Genomic DNA, 22,647 nt, shown 5'->3' with positions numbered 1-22,647 from the left:
CCTGCGGCTGGTCGTTCCCGCTCGGGAGATCTTCTGATGCACCTGCATATTCTGGGGTCGGCCGCCGGTGGCGGTTTTCCCCAATGGAACTGCAACTGTCGGAATTGCGCCGGCTTTCGCGCCGGAACGCTGAAAGCCCATGCCCGCACCCAGTCGTCGATTGCCATCTCTGAGGATGGCGAACGCTGGATTCTGTTTAACGCCTCTCCGGATATCCGTGCCCAACTGGCGGCTTTCCCTGCCATGCAGCCGGCGCGGGCGCTCCGGGATACGGGCATCGCCGCGGTTGTCTTGATGGATAGCCAGGTTGACCACACCACCGGGCTACTGTCCCTGCGTGAGGGGCTGCCTATGGATGTGTGGTGTACCCGACAGGTGCACGACGACCTGAGTTGCGGGTTTCCGTTGTTCAATATGCTGAGCCACTGGAACGGCGGGCTGAACTGGTGCGAAATCCAGGCCGACGAGCTGCAGCCGTTCAGCCTGCCCTGTGCGCCCTCCCTTGAACTGACGGCCATTCCGTTGCTCAGTAATGCTCCGCCATACTCCCCGCGCCGGGACAACCCTCATCCGGGTGACAACATCGGTCTTTTCATTCGCGATACCCGCACTGGGCAAACCGTGCTCTATGCGCCTGGCCTGGGACAACCTGATGCCCGCATTCGCGGCTGGATGCGCCAGGCAGACCTGTTGCTGGTAGACGGCACTGTGTGGCACGACGACGAGATGATCCGTCAGGAAGTGGGCACCAAAACAGGTCAGGCCATGGGGCATCTCGCCCAGTCCGGCGCCGGTGGCATGATCGAGTTACTGGACAGCATGCCGGCCCGGCGCAAGGTGCTGATCCACATCAACAACACCAATCCGATTCTCGACGAAGACTCGCCGGAACGGGCAGAGCTCACGGCCCATGGCATCGAAGTTGCCCGGGACGGAATGCATTTTGAATTGACGGGGCAGCCATGAACGCCAAAGCCAACACCGCCATGAACCGGCAGGATTTCGAACGGGCCCTCAGAGATAAAGGCGCCTACTACCATATTCACCACCCTTATCATCGAGCCATGTACAGCGGCCGGTGTACGCCGGAACAGATCCGTGGGTGGGTCGCCAACCGATACTACTACCAGGTGCGGATTCCACAGAAGGATGCCGCCATCATGTCGAACTGCCCGGATGCTGGGGTTCGGCGGTTGTGGCTGCAGCGCATTCTGGACCACGATGGTCACGAAGGGGATGTGGGCGGTATCGAGGCCTGGTTGACGCTCGCCGAAGCCGTGGGGCTGAGCCGGGAAGAGGTGATCGACGAACGCCACGTACTCCCCGGTGTCCGGTTTGCTGTGGATGCCTATTTCAACTTTGCGCGCCGGGCAACCTGGCAAGAGGCGGCCTGCTCGTCACTGACCGAGCTTTTTGCGCCGGAAATCCATCAGTCGCGGCTCGACAGCTGGCCACAGCATTACCCGTGGATTGAAGAGAATGGCTACCGCTATTTCCGTAAACGTCTATCGGAGGCCAGACGGGACGTGGAGCACGGCCTGGCCATTACCCTGGACCATTTTGTCACCGAGGCTCAGCAACAAAGGGCGTTCGAGATTCTGCAATTCAAGCTGGACATTCTCTGGTCGTTGCTGGATGCCCTGACCATGGCTTACGTTCACCAGACACCGCCATACCATACGGTCACCGATCAGCCGGTCTGGCATCGGGGCCTGTAAGGAGCGTTACCATGACTTTGGAGAAAACGCCCAAACTCCGCCGTGGTTTCCGGTTCCAGTGGGAGCCGGTGCAACAAAGCCATGTGTTGCTGTACCCGGAGGGTATGGTCAAGCTCAACGGCAGCGCCGGTGCCATCCTGGCGGAAGTGGACGGGGTTCGCCCGGTACACCAAATTATCCACTCCCTGGAACAGCAGTTCCCGGATGCAGGCCCGCTGGCGGCCGATGTGGAAGCGTTTCTGGCAGACGCGGTTCAGCAGCAGTGGATTGAGTGGTCATGACGGTGGTCGCAGAAGCACGGGTAGGGCCGCCGCTGTGGTTGCTGGCGGAGCTCACCTATCGCTGCCCGCTGCAATGCCCCTATTGCTCCAACCCACTGGACTACGCCAACCAGCAACAGGAACTGTCCACCGAGCAATGGCTGGATGTGTTGCGCCAGGGGCGAGCCATGGGGGCGGCCCAACTGGGCTTCTCCGGCGGCGAGCCGCTGGTGCGCCAGGACCTGCCGGAGCTGATTGCCGGGGCCCGGGATCTGGGGTATTACACCAATCTGATTACCTCCGGCATCGGGCTGACTGAAGCAAAAGTGCAGGCGTTTGCCGAGGCGGGGCTGGACCACATTCAGGTCAGCTTTCAGGCCTCAGACCCGGAACTCAACAACGCCGTGGCCGGTTCCCGCAAAGCCTTCGAACAGAAGCTGGCCATGGCCCGGGCGGTCAAGGCGGCCGGCTACCCGATGGTGCTCAACTTTGTGATCCACCGCCATAACATTCACCAGATGAACGACATTCTGGCCCTGTGTGAAAACCTGGATGCCGATTACGTGGAGTTGGCCACCTGCCAGTACTATGGCTGGGCATTCAAAAATCGGGAAGGGTTGATGCCCTCCAAAGCCCAACTGGTCCAGGCAGAACAGGAGGTAAATGACTACCGGCACGATCTCCGTACTCGTGGTCGCCCCATGAAGGTGATCTTCGTAACCCCGGACTACTACGAGGAGCGCCCGAAGGCCTGCATGAATGGCTGGGGCAACCTGTTCCTGACCGTGGCACCCGATGGCACCGCCTTGCCTTGCCACAGCGCCCGCCTGTTACCCATCGATTTTCCCAACGTGCAAACCAAGTCCCTGAACGACATCTGGTATCACAGCCCCGGCTTCAACCATTACCGTGGTGACAGCTGGATGCCCGAACCCTGTCGATCCTGTGATGAAAAAGACAAGGATTTTGGCGGCTGTCGGTGCCAGGCTTATCTGCTGACCGGTAATGCCGATAACGCCGACCCGGTCTGCTCCAAATCGCCCCATCACGATCGAATTCTGGCCGCCCGCACCGCTGCGGATCACGCTACAGCGGGGCTGGGTGACCTTGTCTACCGCAATGCCCGGAATTCCAAGTTACTCTACCGTGGCTGAGCCGATTTCGGCGCACGCTGCCTGCGCCGGTTTTTCCCAGTATGCGCAGCTGAGAGTGTGCGACGACACCATTTTCTGGCTTGCCTCCCATCCTGAAACCGGCTCTGTTGCCCTCTGGCAAGCCGATCACTCCGGTATCTGTCGGGTCAACACCGGCCCGGGCAGTATCCGAAGTCGCCTCAACGGCTACGGTGGTGGTGCTTATGCGGTACTACCGGGGCGAGTGGTCTGGGTAACGGAGGATCAGCGCGTCTGGCAGCTCAACCGAGTGACAGGTAGACGAACCTTATTGGTGCCGGAGGTTGACGCTACCTGGGGAGGCTTGGTGGCAGACCCGCAACATGAGCGGGTGTTGGCGGTGCGTGAACGGCATGAACAGCAGGCGTTGATGGCCCTGGAAGCTACGGGGCACGTCCGGGTGTTGCACCAGGGGCTGGACTTCTACGGCGCGCCGGCGGTCAGCCAGGACGGTTCCCGCGTGGCCTGGTGCAGCTGGCAACTGCCGGATATGCCCTGGTTGCAGTCAACGCTCTGGCAGGCAACGGTCACGGCTGGCGGTGATGTTGCAGGTGCGTCAGGGCAGTCCCCGCCGGTTTCTGGTTCGGTTCAGCAACCGCAGTTTGTCGGTGAGCATCTGTGGGTCATATCCGACCATGAGGGCTGGTGGCAGCCCTGGCGGGTAACGCGCCGGGATGGCCGCGACCAGTGGCTGAAAAGCACGGCGCCCATGCTCGATCATGCCAACGCGCCCTGGCAACTGGGAGAGCGGCATAGTTGCCCGTTGCGTGAGGGTGGTTGGGCCAGAGTGCAATACCGTCAGGGTATCGGTGAGCTTTGGCTGGAACGGGCCGGCCAATGTCAGAGAGTGGCTGAGGGCTGGACGGATTTCCGGGATCTGAGTCCGTCAGCCGACGGCCTTGTGTGCATAGGGCGCGCTGCCGACCGGCACGATGCAGTTCTGAAGGTGTGTGCGGACTCCGGCTCGGCAACTATCCTGGCTGGCGGACAAGTGCCGGATCGCTCAATCATGGCGCCGGTGGCGCCCGTCGCTTTTGTAGTGGATGCGGAAGCGCCCGACACTCTCCCCGTTCAAGGGTTTCTATATCCTCCCATATCCGCATCCGCCGCGGCACCACCGGTCATCCTGATCGCCCACGGTGGGCCAACGTCAGCCGCCTATGCGGTCTACAACCTCCAGGTTCAGTTTTGGTGTCAGCGGGGCTTTGCCGTTGCGGAGGTGAATTACACCGGCAGCACCGGTGCTGGCCGGGATTTCCGCCTTCGTCTGGCCGGCCGGTGGGGCGAAGCGGATGCACGGGACATGGTGCGCTGCGCCGATTACCTGGCGGCACAAGGGCTGGTCTGCGCCGACAACGTGTTCATTCAGGGCCGAAGCTCCGGGGGTTTTACTGCACTGATGGCGGCGGTGCAGACTGACCGCTTCAAAGCCGTTGGCAGCCTGTTTGGCGTGACCGATCCATTGCGGCTTCGTGCTGCAACCCATCGGTTTGAATCCGGTTACCTGGACTGGCTGCTGGGGAATCCGCAGTCCAATCGTGCCCGCTGGCAGGCACGTACTCCGGCCCTGCAGGCTGACCAAATAAGCTGCCCTGCTATTTTTTTTCAGGGTGGGAAAGATGCCGTCGTGGTGCCTGAGCAGACCCGGCGGATGGTGGCCGCGCTTCAGGACCGGGGCCAACCGGTGGAATTGCACTGGTATGAGGATGAAGGCCACGGGTTTCAGAGGGCAGAAAATCAGGCGCACATGCTCGAATCGCTGTACCGATTTTATGGAAGCCTGGTCCCAGACAACCCTAAGATACGCCAAAAGGACAATGAACCAGCGCACAAACTGAGTTAAACTCTCAACTATTCCTATAACAACAAAACGGTTGTCCCTGAGCGTCATGAGCTACGATATTTCCGCGCTGCGCAAGTTTGTCTCTCCCGAGATTGTCTTCGGTGCCGGGTCCCGCCGGTCGGTGGCTAACTTTGCCAGTAATTTTGGTGCCCGCCATGTGTTCCTGGTGTCTGATCCTGGTGTTGTCGCCGCCGGATGGGTTGCAGAAGTTGAAACCCTGCTGGTTGAGGCGGGGTTGCGCTGTACCACGTTTACAGCGGTGTCGCCCAATCCCAAAGTAGATGAGGTGATGGCCGGCGCCGAACTCTACCGGGCCAGCGAATGCGATGTCATCGTGGCGATCGGCGGCGGCAGCCCCATGGATTGCGCCAAGGGTATCGGCATTGTGGCCAGCCATGGCCGCAGCATCCTGGAATTTGAGGGTGTGGATACCATCCGTAATCCTTCGCCACCACTGATCCTGATTCCCACCACCGCCGGTACGTCAGCGGACGTCTCGCAGTTTGCCATCATTTCGGACCCCAACCGGCGCTTCAAGTTTTCCATCATCAGCAAAGCGGTGGTGCCGGATGTCTCGTTGATCGACCCGGAAGTAACCGAAACCATGGACGCCTACCTCACCGCCTGTACCGGGGTGGATGCCCTGGTGCACGCCATCGAGGCGTTTGTTTCTACCGGCAGCGGGCCTTTGACCGATACCCATGCTCTGGAAGCGATACGACTGATCAACGGCAATCTGGAAGCGCTGGTGGCAAACCCGTCAAACCCGGTGTTGCGAGAGCAGATCATGCTGGCGTCCATGCAGGCGGGGCTGGCCTTCTCCAATGCCATTCTGGGGGCTGTCCATGCGATGTCCCACAGCCTGGGCGGTTTCCTGGATCTGCCCCACGGCCTCTGCAATGCACTGCTGCTGGAGCATGTGGTGGCCTACAATTTCCCCTCCGCCGAGGACCGGTTCCGCCGGGTTGCCGAGGCCATGGCGATTGATACCCGGGGTTTGAACGGGGCACAGGTCAAGGCACGGTTGATGACCCGCATTATTGAACTCAAGAAGACCGTTGGCCTTGAGGCGCGGCTCAAGGAGCTCGGCGTCACCACCTCTGATATTCCCTACCTTTCCGGCTATGCATTGAAGGACCCCTGCATACTGACCAACCCAAGGAAGTCGTCACTTCGGGATGTTCAGGTGGTCTATGAAGAAGCCCTCTGACTCAACCAGCACCGGTTACGACATCGGCGATCTTTTGGGGCTCAGCAGCCAGTCTGCCCGAAAAAGCTATTACCCCGCGTTGCAGGAGCGCCTGGAGGAACTGGAGCAGGAGCGCAACCGCTACAAATGGCTGTTTGAGAACGCTCTGCACGGTATCTTCCAGGCCAACCTGCGTGGTGGTTTTCTGGCCTGCAATCCCGCCATGGCCCGAATCTGCGGCTATGACAACCCGGAGCAATTGCAGAAAAAAGTGATTCGACTCAGGGAGCAGCTGTTCTGCAGCGCCGCAGAGTTCGATCAGCTTCGCCAGGAACTGCTCGACCATGGCAGCCTGAGCGCCCGCGAGACCCGTCTTCGGCGAGCAGACCAGACCCCGGTGTATGTCGCACTAACCATGCTCCGCCGGCCGGATCTTGGGCCGGAAGTGGTGGAAACCTTCGTTGCCGACATAACCGAGCGGGTGCAGGCCCGGCAGAAACTGGAGCAGCTGAATGCCGAACTGGAAAAACGCGTGGAGGAACGTACCGAGGCGCTGCAAAACGTCAATGTGGACCTGCGTTATCAGATTGAAGAGCGGGAAAAGGTTGAGCAGGAGTTGAAAGTGGCGGTGAACGCTGCCAAAGAAGCCAATCGCAGTAAAGACAAGTATCTTGCGGCTGCCAGTCATGACCTGCTGCAACCCCTGAATGCTGCCAGGCTGATGATTTCGGCCCTGCAGGACAGCCAGTTACCTGAGGCGGAAAACCGGATGGTGCATCAGGTGCACAGGGCCCTGGAAGGTGCCGAGGATTTGTTGGCCGATCTGTTGGATATTTCCAAACTTGACCAGCAGGCCATGAAGCCGGATCTGACCTGTCTCAATCTGGCTGCCATGCTGAAAGGATTGGGCGAAGAGTTTGAGGCGGTGGCTGCCAATGCCGGATTGCAGTTCCGGCTCCGGGTGCCATCGGTATCACTTCGGACCGACCCCCGAATGCTGGCACGGATTGTCCGTAACCTGTTGAGTAATGCCTTCCGCTATACCCGTGAGGGCGGCGTGATGCTGTCTGTCAGGCAACGTCGGGATCGGCTGGCCATTGAAATCTGGGACACCGGCGTGGGGATCGAATCCCACAAGCTGCAGGATATTTTCACCGAATTCCACCAGCTACTGCCCCAGGGCACCGGCGGTCGCCAGGGCGTCGGATTGGGACTGGCCATTGTGGAGCGCATGGTACGGGTTCTGGGTTACGGAATCCGGGTGACCTCACGGCCCGGCCGAGGTTCGAGATTTGAGGTGTCGATCCCGCTTGAGCACCGGGTAATTGAGGCCTCGCGCAGCCAGGCTCCAGCCGGCGGTGCCATCCATGGAAACTTTGACGGACTGGCGGTGTTGGTGATCGACAACGAGCCGGCGGTGCTTGAAAGCATGGCAGCGTTGCTCGAAGGTTGGGGTTGTGAGGTGTTTCCCGCCGACGGCGAATCCAGTGCCCTGGACATGCTGAGCGAGGGCCTGCTCCCCGACGTGATTCTGGCGGATTTCCACCTGGACAATAACGCAACCGGTTGTGAGGCTGTCTACGCCGTTCGCCGTGCACTTGACCATGATGTTCCGGCAGCCATCATCACTGCTGATCGCAGTGATGAAGTGCGCACGCTGCTTAGGGCCCAGTACCTGCCCATCCTTAACAAACCGGTCAAGCCCAACCGCTTACGGGCGCTGCTGGCGAGTCTTGCCGCGCAGTCAACCTGACCCCACGCGCTTGCGCTTTACGACTACACTTATTCCTGAACCAGTCCTTGATTCAGGAGACCGTCATGAGCCACACCGAGCATTCCCTTACCAACCATGAAGTCACCGTTTGCCTGGCCGGCGGAGCTGTGCTTGGCCCATTCAATGCGACCTGGAGCCAGGATGAGGGCGGCGACGTGCGGGAGCTTGTCCGCGAATACGATGCCTTCCTGCAGGGTGAGAAACAGCGCCGTTACAAATTTCATCTGCATGACACCTACACCAACACCGTCCACACACTGATTCTCAATTTTGAGCAAGTCACCGGCATTTGCGACCATGTCAGGCTAAGATCGCAGGACCGAGGGGCTTAGTGTCCCGCCTGGCAAGCAAAAAGGGAGGACGCAATGAGTGAGTTCAGAACGGAAAAAGACAGCCTGGGTGACGTGAAGGTGCCCGCGAATGCCCTGTGGGGCGCGCAAACCCAACGGGCCATCGATAACTTTCCGGTCAGTGGTCAGCCGATGCCGGCCCGGTTCATTGTGGCGGTGGCGCAAATCAAGTGGGCGGCAGCCCAGGCCAACGCGTCTTTGGGGTTGCTGGATGCCCGTTTGCGGGACGCTATTGCCGAAGCCTGTGATCAACTGATCCAGGGCGAACACGCGGACCAGTTTCCGGTGGATCGGTATCAGACCGGCTCCGGCACCAGCACCAACATGAATGTGAACGAAGTGATTGCGGCCATTGCCCGGAATCAGGGTGTCGATGTCCACCCTAATGATCACGTTAATATGAGCCAGAGCTCCAACGATGTGATACCAACGGCTATCCACGTCAGCTCGCTTTTAGCCGTAAAAGAGCAACTGCTGCCGGCCCTGTCGCACCTTCGGGGTGTCATTTACGAGCGGGAAGCGGAACTGAATGCCCAGGTCAAAACCGGTCGTACTCACCTGATGGACGCCATGCCGGTGACCCTGGGGCAGGAATTACGGACATGGCGGGAGCAGCTGGCCCTGGCTGAGAAACGTCTTGAGCAGGCAATGGATGAACTGGCGGATGTGCCCCAGGGCGGCACCGCAGTGGGCACCGGTGTGAATGCGGCGTCTGAATTCTCTGGTCAGTTCATCAAGTTCCTGCGCAGCAACACTGGCTACCCGTTCCGTTCCATGGAGCACAAGTTTGTTGGTCAAAGTGCTGTGGATGCGCCTGTCGCCCTGTCAGGCCAACTGCGGGGTGTGGCGGTGGTGCTCACCAAAATTGCCAACGATCTGCGCTGGATGAACAGCGGCCCGATTCACGGGCTGGCAGAAATCAGCCTGCCGGCATTGCAGCCTGGCAGTAGCATCATGCCGGGCAAGGTGAACCCGGTTATTCCGGAGTCGGTCGCCATGGTGGGCGCCCAGGTGATGGGGCTGGACAATGCGGTGGCCATTGCCGGCCAGTCCGGAAACTTTCAGCTCAATGTGATGCTGCCTCTGGTGGGGGGCAACCTGCTGGACATGATCGGTCTGTTAACCGGGGCCTCCGCTATCCTCGCGGACAAAGCGATGAAAGGCTTTACGGTGAACGCCGATAATCTGAATGCCGGTGTCGGGCGTAATCCGGTACTGGTGACGGCGTTGAATCCAGAGATTGGCTACACCTTGGCGGCGGATATCGCCAAGGAAGCCTACCGCACCGGTCGGCCGGTGATTGATGTGGCCGAGGAGCGCAGCGGTCTCAGCCGTCAACACCTGGAAAAACTGATGGACCCGCTCAAGCTCACCCGTGGCGGGTTGACCTGAGCGGGCAAGACCGGAGGAGTCATTCTTGCTGCTGTCCCTGGAGCTGTTTGTCATGCTGGTTCTGGCCAATGGCTCGCCGGTGGTCGTGGCCAGGCTGTTGCATCAGACCGGCAACCGGCCTGTGGATGGCGGTCGGGTTTGGCGGGACGGTCGCCCGGTGCTAGGCCCCAGCAAGACCTGGCGAGGGTTGGTCGCGGGCACGGTGTCTTGTCTGCTGTTTTCGGCCTGGGTTGGGCTGGGCTGGTTGTTTGGCGCGTTGTTCGGTTTGCTAGCCCTGCTGGGGGACCTTGTCAGCAGTTTTATCAAACGCCGGAAGGGTCTCGAGTCCAGTGCCCGGGCATTATGGCTGGACCAGTTGCCCGAGGCCTTGCTACCCATGGCCATGGCGTGGCTCTGGTTATCCTTGCCGTTGTGGGAAGCGGTTGCCGTGGCGCTGCTGTTTGCGCTCAGCAATATGCTGTTCTCTCCGGTGCTTTATCGTCTGGGTATCCGCAAACAGCCCCATTGAGTAAGCTATCCCGGCCCCCGGGACAAGGTGTGCAAGGTAACCTCCGGCGGGCAGTTCAGGCGGACATTCAGCACAGATGTGCCAGCGCCTGGCGAGGTGTAGCCTTGCATGCCGTTAACCTGCCAGAAACCGCGGCCAAGCCGGCGAGGGCAGTCGGAGTCGAGGGTGACCGGAACGCCCCCGGGCAGACAAAGTTGCCCGCCGTGGGTGTGTCCGCACAGAAACACGTCGTATCCGGCATGGGCAGCTTCCCGCCAGATCTCGGGCGTGTGGCTCAGCAGCAGGCTGATGCCGCCGGGAGGAATATCATCGCCGGCCCGGTGCAGGTTGTGAACCTTGTAGTAATGGGCATCGTCCACGCCGGACAGGTAGAGCTTGCTTGCTCCGCGGGCAATGGGTGCCATTTCGTTCATCAGCAGCCGGTAGCCCATGTCTTCGAGGGCAGGTACCATGCGCACGCTGTCGTGGTTGCCCAGTACCGCGTAGGCATCGCCCCGGATGGCCTGGCGCAGGCGGGCCATGCCCTCAAGGGCTGCGTCAATCGGCCCCCAGGTGAGCTTCCGGTAATCGCCGGTCAATACACACAGGTCATAGTCCAGAGGCGTGATCTGATCGATCACTGCATTCAGGTTCTGTTCATCCATATCAACGTGAAGGTCGGTCAGGTGCAGGATGCGAAAACCCTCGAACGCCTCGGGCAAATCGGGCAGGGTAAAAGTGTTCCGGGCAGTGGTCAGCTTGCGGCTGTTCTCCCGGGCCCGGCCAAACAAGCCAATGGCTTGCAGGCAAAACCGAATCAGCCTTGGCGCGTTGGCGACATTCTCAAGGTGGAACGAGCGACGATCGCGCCCGAACACCCGGGCCTCGGCTTCCTGTTCGATGCCCAGTCGCTGGCGGGCATGCACCGGGCCAAGCCGAAGGCTGAGTCGGTACTGGAGAAGTTCGTTCTGATCTTCTGGTGCGCGAACCCTTGCGGTCATGTGAATCGTCCTGATGCCGAGCGGAATCTTATGTTTGATTCCTTCACTCATTATGGATGGTCAGCGGGGTAGTGCAACCGGATAGACACAATGTTCATGTTTTACTGATGCACCGCAAATCCAGGAGAGACAACGAGTAATGACTGAATCCTACAAGCCGGTGCGATTAGGCAGCTGGCAGGTATTCCTGATCTTTCTGCGGCTGGGGCTGACGTCTTTTGGTGGCCCGGCAGCTCACCTGGCGTATTTCCATGATGAGTTTGTCAAGCGCCGGAAGTGGCTGTCAGACAGCGCCTACGGTGAGGTAGTGGCGCTTTGCCAGCTGTTACCGGGCCCCGCGTCCAGCCAGGTCGGGCTGACCATCGGTTTTCTGCGGGGGCATTATGGCGGTGCCTTGGCGGCCTGGGTGGGTTTTACCTTGCCCTCGGTACTGGTCATGGCGCTGTTTGCCTTCGGGCTTACGCTCTGGCCGGACCTAGGTGAGGGTGGCTGGGTCAGCGGCCTCAAGCTTTTTGTGGTGGCGGTGGTGGCACAGGCGGTCTGGCAGATGGGGCAGTCGCTGTGCCCTGATCGGCCTCGCATCGTCATTGCCATGTTGGTGGCGGTTGTTCTGCTGTTGGCTGGTGCCGTGTGGATGCAGGTACTGGTTCTGGCGTTGGCAGCCGTTGCAGGAGCGGCATTGGGATTGCCCTCGCAAAATAAGCAAGAATCCTTGCAGGTGCCGTTGCAATCGCGAAAGCCGGGAATGTTTGCTCTGCTGTTTTTGGTGTTGCTGGCACTGTCCTTTGTTCCCCAGGTAACGGGATCCCTGGCCTGGATCGGTGCGGAGCTTTATCGCGCCGGCGCCCTGGTATTTGGCGGCGGTCACGTGGTGTTGCCATGGCTCCAGGAGGGCTTTGTGGTCTCCGGTAATATGTCGGCCGATACCTTCCTGGCTGGCTACGGTGTCGCGCAGGCGGTGCCGGGGCCACTGTTCAGTTTCTCTGCGTTTCTCGGGGGTGCCGAGGGCGGCATTGCGGGCGTTCTGATTGCAGTGGTTGCGGTGTTTCTGCCTGGAACCCTGTTGGTGTTCGCCGGTCTACCGTTATGGCAGTGGTTACGTGAGCACGAGAAAGCACGAGCGGCACTGGCGGGCGTCAACGCCGGGGTGGTGGGCTTGCTCCTTGCAGCGCTGTACGACCCGGTCTGGACGTCGGCCATTCACGGTGCCGGCTATTTCGCTCTGGCATTGGTGTTCTGGCTGGCACTGGTCATCGTTCGGGTGCCGGTATGGCTGCTGGCACCCGCCAGTGCGCTGCTCGGAGCGGTCTTTTTGTAACACCCGTACGTATAAGAGCGTGAACTCCCCGTTTGGAATTCCGAACCAGAACCGCCACAATCGAATAAACTGAACCCACTGGAGCAACCTGATGAGTGACGCATGCAACATTCCAGGACTGACCGTGCCTCGTAGCCGGTTTCCGGCACCTGAGAAAGACCTGCACGAGCCCGCGGGTGAATCCCGGGTGGTTCTGGCTGGAGGTTGTTTCTGGTGTGTTGAAGCGGTTTTGGTGGCGATTGACGGTGTCATCCGTGTGGAATCCGGATACGCCGGTGGTGCGGCCGAAGCGGCCAACTATGAGGCTGTCTGCAGCGGGACCACCGGCCATGCGGAGGTGGTGGATGTTCACTACGACCCGGCGAAGGTCAGCTTTGGCGAGTTGCTAAGAGTGTTCTTTTCGGTGGCTCACGACCCCACCCAACTGAACCGCCAGGGTAACGATATTGGGAGCCAGTATCGCTCAGCGGTGTTCTACGAAACGGATGATCAGAGGCAGGTGACCGAGGCGTACATTCGCCAGCTTGATGCCGCCGGCGTGTATTCCGATCCGATTGTTACCCGGCTGGAGCCGCTCACCGCGTTCTACCCTGCGGAGGCATACCATCAGAATTTTGCGGCTCGTAATCCCAGGCAGCCATACATTCTGGCGGTGGCAGCACCCAAGATGGCCAAGCTGGTCAGCACCTGGCCAGACCACCTGAAACCTGAATTCAGTGACGATGATCCTGACCGGGCCTGAGGAGTTTCCCAATGACGGTATCGGCAAAAGGCTATGACCTGACCCCTCTGACGAAAGCAGAGGTTGAGGAAAGGGCAGCGGGATTGACCGCTGAGGAAAAACGGGTACTGCTGGATCACGGCACCGAGCACCCGTTCTGTGGCACCTTGCTGGATAACAAGAAAGCCGGGGTTTACCTGTGCCGGCTGTGTGATCTCCCGTTGTTCAGCTCGGACGCCAAATTTGATTCCGGAACCGGCTGGCCCAGTTTCTTTCAGCCGTTCGCCCCGGAGCATATCCGGTACATTGAAGACCACAGCCTGGGTATGAGCCGCACCGAGATCCGCTGCCCGCGCTGTGACAGCCACCTTGGGCACGTGTTCCCGGACGGCCCGGCGCCCACCGGTCAGCGGTATTGCCTGAACTCCATCGCCATGGTGTTTAAGGAGCAGGGGTGAAGCCCAAGGGGCTTTCCCCTTGGGCTTACTGGTCAGACGTGACCGACAGGATGTAGTCGGCCAGTGCCTGAATCTGTTCGGAAGACAGTGAATCTTCGAATGCCGGCATGACACCCACGCCGCCAAGCACTGCGTTGACGATCTGATCCCGGGTTGGCTTTAGCTCGTCCAGGTCCGGGCCGATGGCGCCGGACGAGCCAGCATCGGCGAGAGCATGGCAGATAGTGCAGGAGGGTTGTGCTGTCTGAGTGAAGACTTCCTTACCCAGGTCGGTATTGTCGGCCATTGCCCAGGGGCTCAGTCCGGCCAGGGCTGCGAGTACTGCAGTTTTTCGCATCTTGTTGTTTCCGTTTTAGCCAGGGCGAGTGGGGCTCCACCGCTCGCCCTGTCATGGTTCAACTGACGGTGACCGTTACTCCGTGGTCACTCCAGCCGTTATGGCCATAGCCACGTTCATTATCAACCCGGCCTTCGGGCTGGCTGTTGCCTTCTGCATCAGTGGCTCGGCTGACAATGCGGTGCTCCCCCGGTGTCAGTTCAGTGGCCATGACAAATGGTCTCCAGGCATAAGGGCCCAGATCAGGCCCCAGGAATCGGGCCTGTTTCCAACTTTTGCCACCGTCTATGGACACTTCAACCTTTTCCAGTGCGGTCACACCGCCGAACGCCACGCCGTATATCATGTTTCGACCACTGCGGCCTGTTTCCAGGGGTGCGGTCACCCAGGATTTGACGTTCATCTCCCACATGGAGGGCTGATCCGGGGAACCGGGTTTGCCAACCTCCCGAACCCGATAGCCTGAGGCCTGGATCTTGGCGTCGGTCTGGTTTTCGGTGAAGGCAATGTTCTTCACATACTTCACATTGTTCACGCCGTAGTACCCGGGCACCACCAGCCGTAGTGGCCCGCCATGGGTGTGCGTCAACGGCGTATCATTCATTTCCCAGGCCAGAAGTGCGGTGTCCAGGGCCCTTGTGGGTACCGAACGTTCCACCATGATGCTCTTGGGGTCCAGGCCATCAGGCAGGGATTCGCCGCCTGTGCCGGTGATGTATCGGACACCATCGGCCATACCGCCAAGCTCTTCAACCACGTTTTTCAGGGGAACGCCGGTCCACATCACGCAACCCGCCGCGCCGGTTTTCCACTGTGTTCCGCCTGCGCCGTGTGGGAAGAAGGCACGCCCGTTGCCGGAACACTGGAGTACGGAGGCTACTGTGGTGACGCCCATGGTTTTGAGTTCGCCTACGGTGAGGGTGCGCGGATTACGAACACCTTCAATGCGAACCTCCCAGGCATCGGCATTGTCGGTGATGGATGAGGGTGGCGCTGGAAGGTTGTTGCGCACAAACAACCGGTCGCTGGCGGTGATCACACCATTGCCAATGGCCCCCCTCTCGGTTTCCATGGTGTTGGCACTGTGAACGATCAGCGCAGTGCGATCCTTCCAGGCGGCGTAGTCGGGGAGTGATTTCGGCTCACTGGCTTTGGCCAGGGGCGTTATGCCCAGCAGACTGACCGCCGCCATGGCACCGGCACTGCCCACCAGAAGGTTTCGGCGTGTCGGGTTTTCCAGCCCAGGATCGTTGGGCCCCCGTGCAAGGGCTTGCTGCTGTTTCATGTTCCGTCTCCTTATTGGGATTGTCGTTGGACGGTGTACTGCCCGTATGGGCAGGTTATAACTTTATTACTTATAGTCGCTGGTCAAGAATTGAGCAATACGTTTGGCCGTTATTCACAGGGCGGTCGAACCGCTATAATTCGGTCCAGTTACACCGGTCCCATCGTGGCCCGGCTCATAGCGGAAAGGACGTGTGCATGAAACGATTGAACTTGAGCCCCCTGACGGAGTCTGCGACGCTGCTAAGACGTGCCGCTGTTGTATTGGGCTCGGTAGGGCTTACCGCCATCTACTCCTCGCTGGTGCTACTGAGGGCGTTGTTTGGTCGTTTGAATCGGCCGATTGTCGACAAATACTGCCGGGAGTGGTCTGCCGCGCTGCTGAAGCTGGTGCGGGCAAGCCTGACGGTGCGGGGCGAGGTTCCGGACTTCAATGACGGGCGTCGCTACATCATCATGAGTACCCATGCCAGCCACTACGATATTCCGGTGAGTTTTGTGTCTTTGCCAGGCTCCATCCGGATGCTGGCCAAGAAGGAACTTTTCCGGATTCCCCTGCTGGGGCAGGCGATGGCGGCAGCGGAGTTTCCCTCTATCGACCGGTCTAATCGTATCCGCGCCGTCCGGGACCTGGAGCGGGCAAAGCAGATGATGGAAAGCGGTATTGTGCTCTGGGCGGCTCCGGAGGGCACCCGCTCCTCCGACGGCACACTGTTGCCGTTCAAGAAAGGCTGTTTTCACCTGGCACTGGATACTGAGGCGGTGATTTTGCCGGTAGCCATTCGCGGTATACATCAGGTGCTACCGGCTCGGAGCTTGCAAATCAATCTTGGTCAGCCGGTCGACGTTCGAGTCGGAACGCCCATTGAAACAGCGGGTAAAAGCAAGGAAGACCTGGCGCAGATCATGTCAGATGTACGCCAGAGCCTGGAACAACTGTTGGGTGACGGAGAGCCCGAGTAACCGGGCTCTGTATTTTCTAGCCGCCTGTATTGGCGGCCACCACGGTGTAGAAAAGGTAGCCAGTGTAGGCGAAGTACACTGTCACCAGTATTGTGCCGTCCACCCGCGAGACCAGCTTGCGCCAGCCCGTCAGGCCGAAGCCCATCAACAGCAGGCCAACGGTGAGTGCCAGCATCAGAGTCCAGTCCCGGTAAAGCACTTCCGGGTCTACGGATAATGGCTGAATGGCAGCGGCCAGGCCAACCACGGCCAGGGTGTTGAATATGCCCGAACCAAGGATGTTGCCCAGAATCAGATCGTGCTCATTCTTGCGCACCGCTGCGATGGCCGAGGCCAGTTCCGGTAGTGACGTGCCAATGGCCACAATGGTCAGCCCGATGATCAGATCGCTTACGCCAAGAGTCTGGGCCACGGTGACGGCTCCCCAAACGAGCAATCTGGAACTGGCAATAAGCAGAACCAGCCCGATGATCAGCCAGATGACGGCGTGCTTTAGCGGCATGGGATGTTCTATCAATTCGGCATCGGCAGCGTTGCCCAATGGGTCGTCTTTGTTCTTGACGCCCTGGTAGATTGACCAGCCCATCACCGCTGCAAAAACGCCCAGTAACACCCATCCATCCAGTCGCGTTAGTTCACCATCTATTAATTGGGCCCCAGCGATGAGGGTCAATACCACCAGCAGTGGTAATTCCTTGCGTATGACCTGGGAGCGCATGGTGATGGGGGCTATGATGGCCGTCAAACCGACGATAAGGGCAATATTTGTGATGTTCGAACCGTAGCCGTTACCCAGTGCCAGACCGGGATTGCCATCGGAGGCGGCCATCGCAGATACCGCCAGTTCCGGTGCCGAGGTGCCGAAGCCGATAATCACCATGCCGATCAGCAGTGACGGTACGCCCAGATGCTTGGCGGAGGCTGCTGCGCCATCAACAAATTTGTCAGCGCTCCAGACCAGCAGGACAAGACCAGCAAGAATGGCACCTATCGCCATCAGCATAGAATAGACCTCAATCAAAATGGAGTGGCCCCCACGCAGGACTGCCGGTGGGGAACGGGTGGCGCACAAGATACCGCAAGTGGTGGATTCAGGTCAGCCCTGTTGGCAACGAACTTTTTGTTACTGGCACTGATCCGCACTATCAGGAAAGGGGTATCAGACTAAAGTGGCGCTGATATTGTTAACAAAACGCGCGAAAATCGTGGCAAACCATAATAGTTAGCCCGACACACATCGATTGACAATCGCAATTTATTATTCCGGCAAAAATCGGGATAATGCGCCCAATTTCAGACCGGAGGCATACAGCAGCGCCGTCTACCTCGCGCCCCGCTGGCTTCCGACAGGCCGCTTTCGCTGATCGTGGAGTGGCAACAGGCTCAACACTAGCTAGGGTGAAAACCAATGGCCGTTAGACAGGCAGACGTAGTGCTGGTCGGTGGGGGCGTCATGAGCGCAACCCTCGGCATGATGCTCAGGCAGCTGGACCCGTCACTGGATATCGTCATGGTGGAGCGTTTAGACCACGTTGCCCATGAAAGCACAGACGGATGGAATAACGCAGGTACCGGCCACGCCGGCTACTGTGAACTCAACTACACCCCCGAAACCGACGATGGCGACGTTGAAATTGCAAGAGCACTGCAAATCAATGCGCAGTTTGAGGTGTCACTGCAGTTCTGGTCGTACCTGGTAGAGCAGGGCATTCTGCCGGAGCCTTCTACTTTTATTAACCGCACGCCACACCAGAGCTTTGTCTGGGGCGAGAAAGACGTCGCTTTCCTAAAGCGTCGTTACGAGCGCCTGAAAGAACACCATCTGTTTCGCGAGATGGAATATACCGAGAGCCCAGACGATCTGTCCGAGTGGATGCCGCTGGTGGTCAAGCATCGCGACCCGATGCAGCGTGTGGCGGCAACCCGTATCAAGCACGGTTCGGATGTGGATTTCGGTTCCCTTACCCGCAGCATGGTCGAATGGCTGGAAACCCAGCCCAACTTTGAGTTGATGCTCAGCAGCCCGGTGCATTACATCGATCAGCGGGACAATGGCCGCTGGAAGTTGCGGGTGAAGAACCAGAAGACCGGCGAGCTGACCAAACTGGAGGCCGGCTTTGTGTTCCTGGGTGCCGGTGGCGGCGCGCTGCCGCTGTTGCAGAAATCCGGCATTGATGAAGCCCGCGGTTACGGCGGCTTCCCGGTCAGTGGCCAGTGGCTGGTGTGCCAGAAGCCGGACATTGTTGAGCAACATGATTCCAAGGTATACGGTAAAGCGCCCATTGGCGCGCCGCCGATGTCCGTTCCGCACCTGGATACCCGGATCATCAACGGTGAACCTGCACTTCTGTTCGGACCGTTCGCTGGTTTTACCACCCGCTTCCTGAAGCAGGGTTCGGTGTTTGATCTGTTCGGTTCCGTTCGCGCCACCAATCTTAGACCGATGCTCTCGGTGAGCAAAAGCAATATGGATTTGACGCGTTACCTCATTGGTGAGGTGTTCCAGTCCCATGGCGACCGGGTTGAATCTTTGCGCAATTTTTTCCCGGATGCCCGGGAAGACGACTGGAAGCTGCAGATGGCTGGCCAGCGGGTACAGATCATCAAGCAAACCCCGGAAGGGGGCGGCAAGCTGGAGTTTGGTACCGAGATCGTGGCAGCAAAGGATGGTTCGCTGGCGGCCCTGCTGGGCGCGTCTCCTGGCGCATCGACAGCGGCTAACGCAATGCTGAACGTGATTGAACGTTGCTTCCCGGAGAAGTTGAAGACGGACCAGTGGCAGGAGCGGATGAAGGAGCTGGTGCCTTCCTACGGACAATCTCTGGTGAACGATGAACAGCTGCTCAACCGGGTTCGAGAGCGCACGCTCTCGACTTTGAAGCTGGGTTAATCGGCACCGATTGATACACTCAGGCTGTCTCTTTAACGGGCTCCAGATTTGGTTCTGGCGCCCGTTTTTGTTTGACGTCGCTCTGCCCAAAAGTTGCGATTTTCAGCTAACAGGTGCAGGCTGAAAGGCCAACCCTGACGAGGAGAGCGCTGTGACTGAACAGAACTATAATCCCGACAAAGGGTATGTCGCCCTGCTGGGCTGGAGCCTGAATGCCGTCGAAGCGGCAGACAAGTTTGACCGCCGTTACGTGGTGGTGGCGCCAGACTGGGCAGAAGCCTATTGTGCAGAACACAACATTCCATACGTTCCCTGGAACTTTGAACGCCTGAACGACCGTTCCTTTGAAATTGCCCAAACGCTTCAGAAAATGGGCGTTGATGTAGCCATCCCCCTGTTTGAAGAAACGGTGGAGTGGGCTGGCGCTATCAACTCCGTACTTCTGGATAACCCGAGATTGTTCGGGCAGGCCATGCTGTTGCGGGATAAAGCCCTGATGAAGCGGCGTGCCCAGCTCGGTGGGATACGAGTGGGTATTTTCGAAGAAGCCCACGACCGTGATGATGTGGTCCGTTTCCTGAAACGGGTGAACCAGACCTTGCTAAAACTGGACGGCGATCCCAACGACCCAATCCACCTCAAGGCCTTTGATAAAGCGGGCTGCCTGGGCCATCGGGTTATTCGGACCCCTGATGAGGTCGACACCATTCCTGATGAGGAATTTCCGGTGTTGATGGAGTCCCACCTGGACGGCTGGGAGTTTGCCGTAGAAGCCTGGATTCACAACGGCAAGATCTGTTTTCTTAATATTTCCGAGTACGTTACGCTCGGCTATTCTGTGTTCGTTCCGGCCACACCGGACCTTGAGAAATACCGGGCACAGATCACGGCAGAAATCGAAAAGCTGATCAAAACCTTCGATATCGACTTCGGCTTTGTCCACCCGGAATACTTCGTGACCAGTGATGGCACCATGTACTTTGGCGAAGTGGCCTACCGCCCCCCTGGCTTCAAAGTGTTCGAACTGCTTGAGCGTGCCTATGGCTTCAATGCCTATCAAGGATTGATCATGGCCTTTGACCCGAAAACCACGGAAGAGGAAATCAAAGCCTTCTTCCCGAAAGAGGTGGTGGACGCCAAGGGCTATGCCGGCTGCTTCGGGGTATACCCACGCCGCCGTGTGGTCAGCCGCCTGGAGATCCCGGAGGAGACCGAAAGCCACGACTACTTCGAGTCCCACGAATTGACGCCACCGCTCGAAGAAACGGTGACCAAACGCACCGCCTTTGGTACCCACTGGGGTCTGGTGTATTTCTTCGGTGAGGATCCCTATGTTCTGAGGGATCTGCTCAAACATCAGGAAGAGCTCGATTTCTATGTATAATCAAGGAATGCATTAACGGAAAGGGTTTGATGCAGGCCCTGAGGAACCTCGTTTGAGTGATCACCAACCGGCCAGCCAGGTGCCAACTGTCAATATAGACAGGCTGGTGCAAAAACTGGACGAGTCCATTGTGGCTCTCGAGGAGAGCCGGCCGTTTGCAAAGGCCGGCAAGCTCCCGAAGCTGTTCGACCTTGCCCGGCGGGTACTGCTGCAACCGGGTGGTTGTGAGGTCATTGAAGCGCGATCCCGGAAGCTCGAACAGGCCGGGGTTTTCGCAGGCACTGACTGGGCCGATCCCTCCATCTTGTTACCTTCGCTGACCACCTATTCCCTGCAAAGCCCGAACGCCGACACGGTGGTTATCGAAGCTCTGAGCGAGTTGCGCCTGCTGGCCGTGGCCAAGGGAGATTATCAGCATACGGGCGTGTCAGCGGAACAAGCGCATCATTACCTGACCCAGGTGCTGGCCATCAATCTTGGATTGCTGTTTGGAATGACCGGCGAAGCCGAGCGCGAACAGGGCAAACTGGCTCTCATTGCGCAGGCGCTGGTTCAATATGTGGCCAGACACATCGGTTATGAGCATGTGATCGACAGCCTGATCGAAGAGATCTGGCGGATACTCGAGCAGCGGCCGATCCGCGTCAGCGACGTGCGCAGGATGATTACCCAGATTGCCATCTGCCGGGCAGAGCCCAATGCTGATCTGGGAACCGCAGGCCGGGGGGCGGATCGGCTGATTTCCAGTCTCTATGGCCCAACCCGGGCCTGTAGCGAAGACCCCGGCATCACGATCTACCAGCAGCGCCTGGAGACGATGGACAACTCGGCCTTGCAGAACGAAGCGACCGGGTTTGCGCGCTCCATGCATGACACGGGGCTGGTTTCGCCTTACCACGCGGTTTTCGTGCGCTATATTCTGGACGGTCAGGATTCATTGCTGAGCGACGCGCTGGGGTTATCCAGCACTGGCCGCGATTGCCTGCTGTGCTACCGGGAGTTGGCGCACGCCCTGATCCTCGAGTCCGCATTTCCTGAGACCGCCCAGGGGTTGTATGGCCTGGCACTGCTGCTTGAGCGAGGCATTCTATACCAGCCCCCGGTGGCACCGGCGCTCTGGCGCCAGTTACGGCTATCGCTGTGCCCACAAGCCTACGAGCGTTTGCAATTTGCCTATGGCTATCAGCCAAACCCCTCAGCCTGGTTGATTCAGGGCGTGTTGAACATGCTGGGCCAGCCGTTGGGGGTCGGGCAGGGTAATAATCCTACCTGCCAGTCTGCCCGGGCATTGTCCATGTGGGCCTACAATGATCCGGACTACCTGCTGCAGATGGTGGCCTGGGCCGCCCGGGACAATGAGATTGTCATGCACTTTGAGGGGCAGCCGGTGTCATCCGCCCAGAGCTTGGGGGGCGTGGCGTCAGAGGTGACTCTGGATCTGGACCCGGTGTCTCTGATTGTTGTGCCGCATCTTGACCGCATATACGCCGAAATGGGGCGGCTATGCATAGGCCGTGAAGGCGACCCCCATAAGTGGGTTAACCCGGAATTTCATGGTTGGTCCGCTGGCCGGGGCTTTGCCATCAACGTCGACGTGGCCACCGGAAAACTGACCGACCTCGAAGGCTTTATCCGCTACTTCTATGCCAGTTACCACCCGTACTACAACGGCAACCAGCCATTGATTCACCCTCAGCCGGCCGGTATCGCGGTTACCGACAGCGCCGCCCGCTTCATTGGCTGGCATGCAATTACCATTCTCCGGGTTGCGCTGGACCCGGACAGTGAGATGCGAGTGTATTTCTTCAATCCGAACAACGACAGCGGCCAGAACTGGGGCGACGGTGTGCAGGTCAGCACTTCTGGCTTTGGTGAGCGCTTCGGGGAATCTTCGCTGCCGTTTGAACAGTTCACTTCTCGCCTGTACATCTACCATTACGACCCACTGGAGCGCGGTGAGCCTGCCGAAGTGAACGACGACGAGCTCGGTCGTGTAATAGACGGAGTGTACCGTAGTTGGGGAGTAGACCGGGTGCCCGCAGATACCCTGCAAGCGGAACCACCGAGAACCGATTGATCCAGAAACTCACTGATCACGAGGGCGAG

21 protein-coding genes are annotated in these 22,647 nt (G+C 59.1%); 17 read left to right on the top strand and 4 right to left on the bottom strand.

The window, feature by feature from the left end:
• The first annotated feature begins 36 nt into the window (after positions 1-36).
• The 10 genes from pqqB (at position 37) to QUE75_RS16850 (ending at position 10,206) form a co-directional block, all read left to right on the top strand.
• Complete coding sequence (gene pqqB / locus QUE75_RS16895) at positions 37-966, top strand: pyrroloquinoline quinone biosynthesis protein PqqB (RefSeq protein WP_286251920.1); 930 nt, start codon at positions 37-39, stop codon at positions 964-966.
• Positions 963-1,718: a pyrroloquinoline-quinone synthase PqqC gene (gene pqqC / locus QUE75_RS16890; RefSeq protein ID WP_286251919.1), complete on the top strand. Its 756-nt coding sequence runs from the start codon at positions 963-965 to the stop codon at positions 1,716-1,718. Before pqqB ends, pqqC begins: the two co-directional genes overlap by 4 nt.
• An 11-nt stretch (positions 1,719-1,729) precedes the next feature.
• Positions 1,730-1,999, top strand: coding sequence for a pyrroloquinoline quinone biosynthesis peptide chaperone PqqD (gene pqqD, locus QUE75_RS16885; RefSeq protein ID WP_286251918.1), 270 nt, complete (start codon positions 1,730-1,732; stop codon positions 1,997-1,999).
• Positions 1,996-3,132, top strand: coding sequence for a pyrroloquinoline quinone biosynthesis protein PqqE (gene pqqE, locus QUE75_RS16880; protein ID WP_286251917.1), 1,137 nt, complete (start codon positions 1,996-1,998; stop codon positions 3,130-3,132). The genes pqqD and pqqE overlap by 4 nt, the downstream gene beginning before the upstream one ends.
• The gene (locus tag QUE75_RS16875; RefSeq protein ID WP_286251916.1) at positions 3,125-4,993 is read left to right on the top strand and encodes an alpha/beta hydrolase family protein; all 1,869 of its coding nucleotides are present in this window, start codon (positions 3,125-3,127) and stop codon (positions 4,991-4,993) included. Before pqqE ends, QUE75_RS16875 begins: the two co-directional genes overlap by 8 nt.
• Positions 4,994-5,039: 46 nt before the next feature.
• Entirely contained in the window at positions 5,040-6,203 is a 1,164-nt protein-coding gene (gene ercA / locus QUE75_RS16870) for an alcohol dehydrogenase-like regulatory protein ErcA (protein WP_106693829.1), read from the top strand.
• On the top strand, positions 6,187-7,935 hold the full coding sequence (locus QUE75_RS16865; protein WP_286251914.1) for a NahK/ErcS family hybrid sensor histidine kinase/response regulator: 1,749 nt from the start codon (positions 6,187-6,189) through the stop codon (positions 7,933-7,935). The genes ercA and QUE75_RS16865 overlap by 17 nt, the downstream gene beginning before the upstream one ends.
• Positions 7,936-8,000: 65 nt before the next feature.
• A complete protein-coding gene (locus tag QUE75_RS16860) occupies positions 8,001-8,288 on the top strand; it encodes a hypothetical protein (RefSeq protein WP_061330666.1) in 288 nt (95 codons plus the stop codon).
• 33 nt (positions 8,289-8,321) lie between these two features.
• Positions 8,322-9,698: a class II fumarate hydratase gene (locus QUE75_RS16855; protein WP_286251911.1), complete on the top strand. Its 1,377-nt coding sequence runs from the start codon at positions 8,322-8,324 to the stop codon at positions 9,696-9,698.
• A gap of 25 nt (positions 9,699-9,723) precedes the next feature.
• Entirely contained in the window at positions 9,724-10,206 is a 483-nt protein-coding gene (locus QUE75_RS16850) for a CDP-archaeol synthase (RefSeq protein ID WP_106693826.1), read from the top strand.
• A 5-nt stretch (positions 10,207-10,211) separates the two neighbouring features.
• Here QUE75_RS16850 and QUE75_RS16845 read toward each other — a convergent pair whose 3' ends face one another.
• A complete protein-coding gene (locus tag QUE75_RS16845; protein ID WP_152439106.1) occupies positions 10,212-11,186 on the bottom strand; it encodes a metallophosphoesterase in 975 nt (324 codons plus the stop codon).
• Between the two features lie 139 nt (positions 11,187-11,325).
• Between QUE75_RS16845 and chrA the strand changes: the two genes are divergently transcribed.
• The 3 genes from chrA to msrB all read left to right on the top strand — a co-directional run bounded on the left by chrA (position 11,326) and on the right by msrB (position 13,683).
• On the top strand, positions 11,326-12,504 hold the full coding sequence (gene chrA / locus QUE75_RS16840) for a chromate efflux transporter (RefSeq protein ID WP_286251908.1): 1,179 nt from the start codon (positions 11,326-11,328) through the stop codon (positions 12,502-12,504).
• 91 nt (positions 12,505-12,595) lie between these two features.
• Positions 12,596-13,246 (top strand): peptide-methionine (S)-S-oxide reductase MsrA, encoded by a 651-nt coding sequence (msrA, locus tag QUE75_RS16835; protein ID WP_286251906.1) that lies wholly within the window; start codon positions 12,596-12,598, stop codon positions 13,244-13,246.
• An 11-nt stretch (positions 13,247-13,257) separates the two neighbouring features.
• Complete coding sequence (gene msrB / locus QUE75_RS16830; protein ID WP_106693822.1) at positions 13,258-13,683, top strand: peptide-methionine (R)-S-oxide reductase MsrB; 426 nt, start codon at positions 13,258-13,260, stop codon at positions 13,681-13,683.
• A gap of 25 nt (positions 13,684-13,708) precedes the next feature.
• Here the strand turns inward: msrB and sorU are convergent, their stop codons facing one another.
• Both sorU and sorT read right to left on the bottom strand, forming a co-directional pair.
• A complete protein-coding gene (gene sorU / locus QUE75_RS16825) occupies positions 13,709-14,020 on the bottom strand; it encodes a SorU family sulfite dehydrogenase c-type cytochrome subunit (RefSeq protein ID WP_286251904.1) in 312 nt (103 codons plus the stop codon).
• Between the two features lie 58 nt (positions 14,021-14,078).
• Positions 14,079-15,305, bottom strand: a complete 1,227-nt coding sequence (gene sorT / locus QUE75_RS16820; protein ID WP_286251902.1) for a SorT family sulfite dehydrogenase catalytic subunit — start codon at positions 15,303-15,305, stop codon at positions 14,079-14,081.
• Positions 15,306-15,502: 197 nt separating this feature from the next.
• Here sorT and QUE75_RS16815 point away from each other — a divergent pair, with 197 nt between their 5' ends.
• Positions 15,503-16,267 (top strand): lysophospholipid acyltransferase family protein, encoded by a 765-nt coding sequence (locus QUE75_RS16815; protein WP_286251900.1) that lies wholly within the window; start codon positions 15,503-15,505, stop codon positions 16,265-16,267.
• A 16-nt stretch (positions 16,268-16,283) separates the two neighbouring features.
• Here the strand turns inward: QUE75_RS16815 and QUE75_RS16810 are convergent, their stop codons facing one another.
• The gene (locus tag QUE75_RS16810) at positions 16,284-17,270 is read right to left on the bottom strand and encodes a calcium/sodium antiporter (protein WP_286251898.1); all 987 of its coding nucleotides are present in this window, start codon (positions 17,268-17,270) and stop codon (positions 16,284-16,286) included.
• Positions 17,271-17,675: 405 nt separating this feature from the next.
• On the opposite strand from QUE75_RS16810, the gene mqo reads away from it, so the two are divergent.
• The 3 genes from mqo to QUE75_RS16795 all read left to right on the top strand — a co-directional run bounded on the left by mqo (position 17,676) and on the right by QUE75_RS16795 (position 22,618).
• Positions 17,676-19,157, top strand: a complete 1,482-nt coding sequence (gene mqo, locus QUE75_RS16805; protein ID WP_106693820.1) for a malate dehydrogenase (quinone) — start codon at positions 17,676-17,678, stop codon at positions 19,155-19,157.
• A 151-nt stretch (positions 19,158-19,308) separates the two neighbouring features.
• Positions 19,309-20,541, top strand: coding sequence for an ATP-grasp domain-containing protein (locus QUE75_RS16800; RefSeq protein ID WP_286251894.1), 1,233 nt, complete (start codon positions 19,309-19,311; stop codon positions 20,539-20,541).
• Between the two features lie 52 nt (positions 20,542-20,593).
• Entirely contained in the window at positions 20,594-22,618 is a 2,025-nt protein-coding gene (locus tag QUE75_RS16795) for a hypothetical protein (RefSeq protein ID WP_286251893.1), read from the top strand.
• The last annotated feature ends 29 nt before the right edge of the window (positions 22,619-22,647 follow it).

It is taken from the genome of Marinobacter shengliensis, assembly GCF_030297115.1.
GTDB classification, from domain to species: Bacteria; Pseudomonadota; Gammaproteobacteria; order Pseudomonadales; family Oleiphilaceae; genus Marinobacter; species Marinobacter shengliensis.
This window is presented reverse-complemented; position numbering and strand designations above follow the sequence as displayed.

Bases quoted from the DNA above. Each gene is read 5' to 3' on its own strand.
- ercA (WP_106693829.1), top strand. From the start codon at position 5,040: ATGAGCTACGATATTTCCGCGCTGCGCAAGTTTGTCTCTCCCGAGATT.
- QUE75_RS16815 (WP_286251900.1), top strand. From the start codon at position 15,503: ATGAAACGATTGAACTTGAGCCCCCTGACGGAGTCTGCGACGCTGCTA.
- pqqE (WP_286251917.1), top strand. From the start codon at position 1,996: ATGACGGTGGTCGCAGAAGCACGGGTAGGGCCGCCGCTGTGGTTGCTG.
- QUE75_RS16865 (WP_286251914.1), top strand. From the start codon at position 6,187: ATGAAGAAGCCCTCTGACTCAACCAGCACCGGTTACGACATCGGCGAT.
- QUE75_RS16855 (WP_286251911.1), top strand. From the start codon at position 8,322: ATGAGTGAGTTCAGAACGGAAAAAGACAGCCTGGGTGACGTGAAGGTG.
- QUE75_RS16845 (WP_152439106.1), bottom strand. From the start codon at position 11,186: ATGACCGCAAGGGTTCGCGCACCAGAAGATCAGAACGAACTTCTCCAG.
- sorU (WP_286251904.1), bottom strand. From the start codon at position 14,020: ATGCGAAAAACTGCAGTACTCGCAGCCCTGGCCGGACTGAGCCCCTGG.
- QUE75_RS16860 (WP_061330666.1), top strand. From the start codon at position 8,001: ATGAGCCACACCGAGCATTCCCTTACCAACCATGAAGTCACCGTTTGC.
- mqo (WP_106693820.1), top strand. From the start codon at position 17,676: ATGGCCGTTAGACAGGCAGACGTAGTGCTGGTCGGTGGGGGCGTCATG.
- sorT (WP_286251902.1), bottom strand. From the start codon at position 15,305: ATGAAACAGCAGCAAGCCCTTGCACGGGGGCCCAACGATCCTGGGCTG.
- pqqD (WP_286251918.1), top strand. From the start codon at position 1,730: ATGACTTTGGAGAAAACGCCCAAACTCCGCCGTGGTTTCCGGTTCCAG.
- msrB (WP_106693822.1), top strand. From the start codon at position 13,258: ATGACGGTATCGGCAAAAGGCTATGACCTGACCCCTCTGACGAAAGCA.
- pqqC (WP_286251919.1), top strand. From the start codon at position 963: ATGAACGCCAAAGCCAACACCGCCATGAACCGGCAGGATTTCGAACGG.
- msrA (WP_286251906.1), top strand. From the start codon at position 12,596: ATGAGTGACGCATGCAACATTCCAGGACTGACCGTGCCTCGTAGCCGG.
- pqqB (WP_286251920.1), top strand. From the start codon at position 37: ATGCACCTGCATATTCTGGGGTCGGCCGCCGGTGGCGGTTTTCCCCAA.
- QUE75_RS16810 (WP_286251898.1), bottom strand. From the start codon at position 17,270: ATGCTGATGGCGATAGGTGCCATTCTTGCTGGTCTTGTCCTGCTGGTC.
- chrA (WP_286251908.1), top strand. From the start codon at position 11,326: ATGACTGAATCCTACAAGCCGGTGCGATTAGGCAGCTGGCAGGTATTC.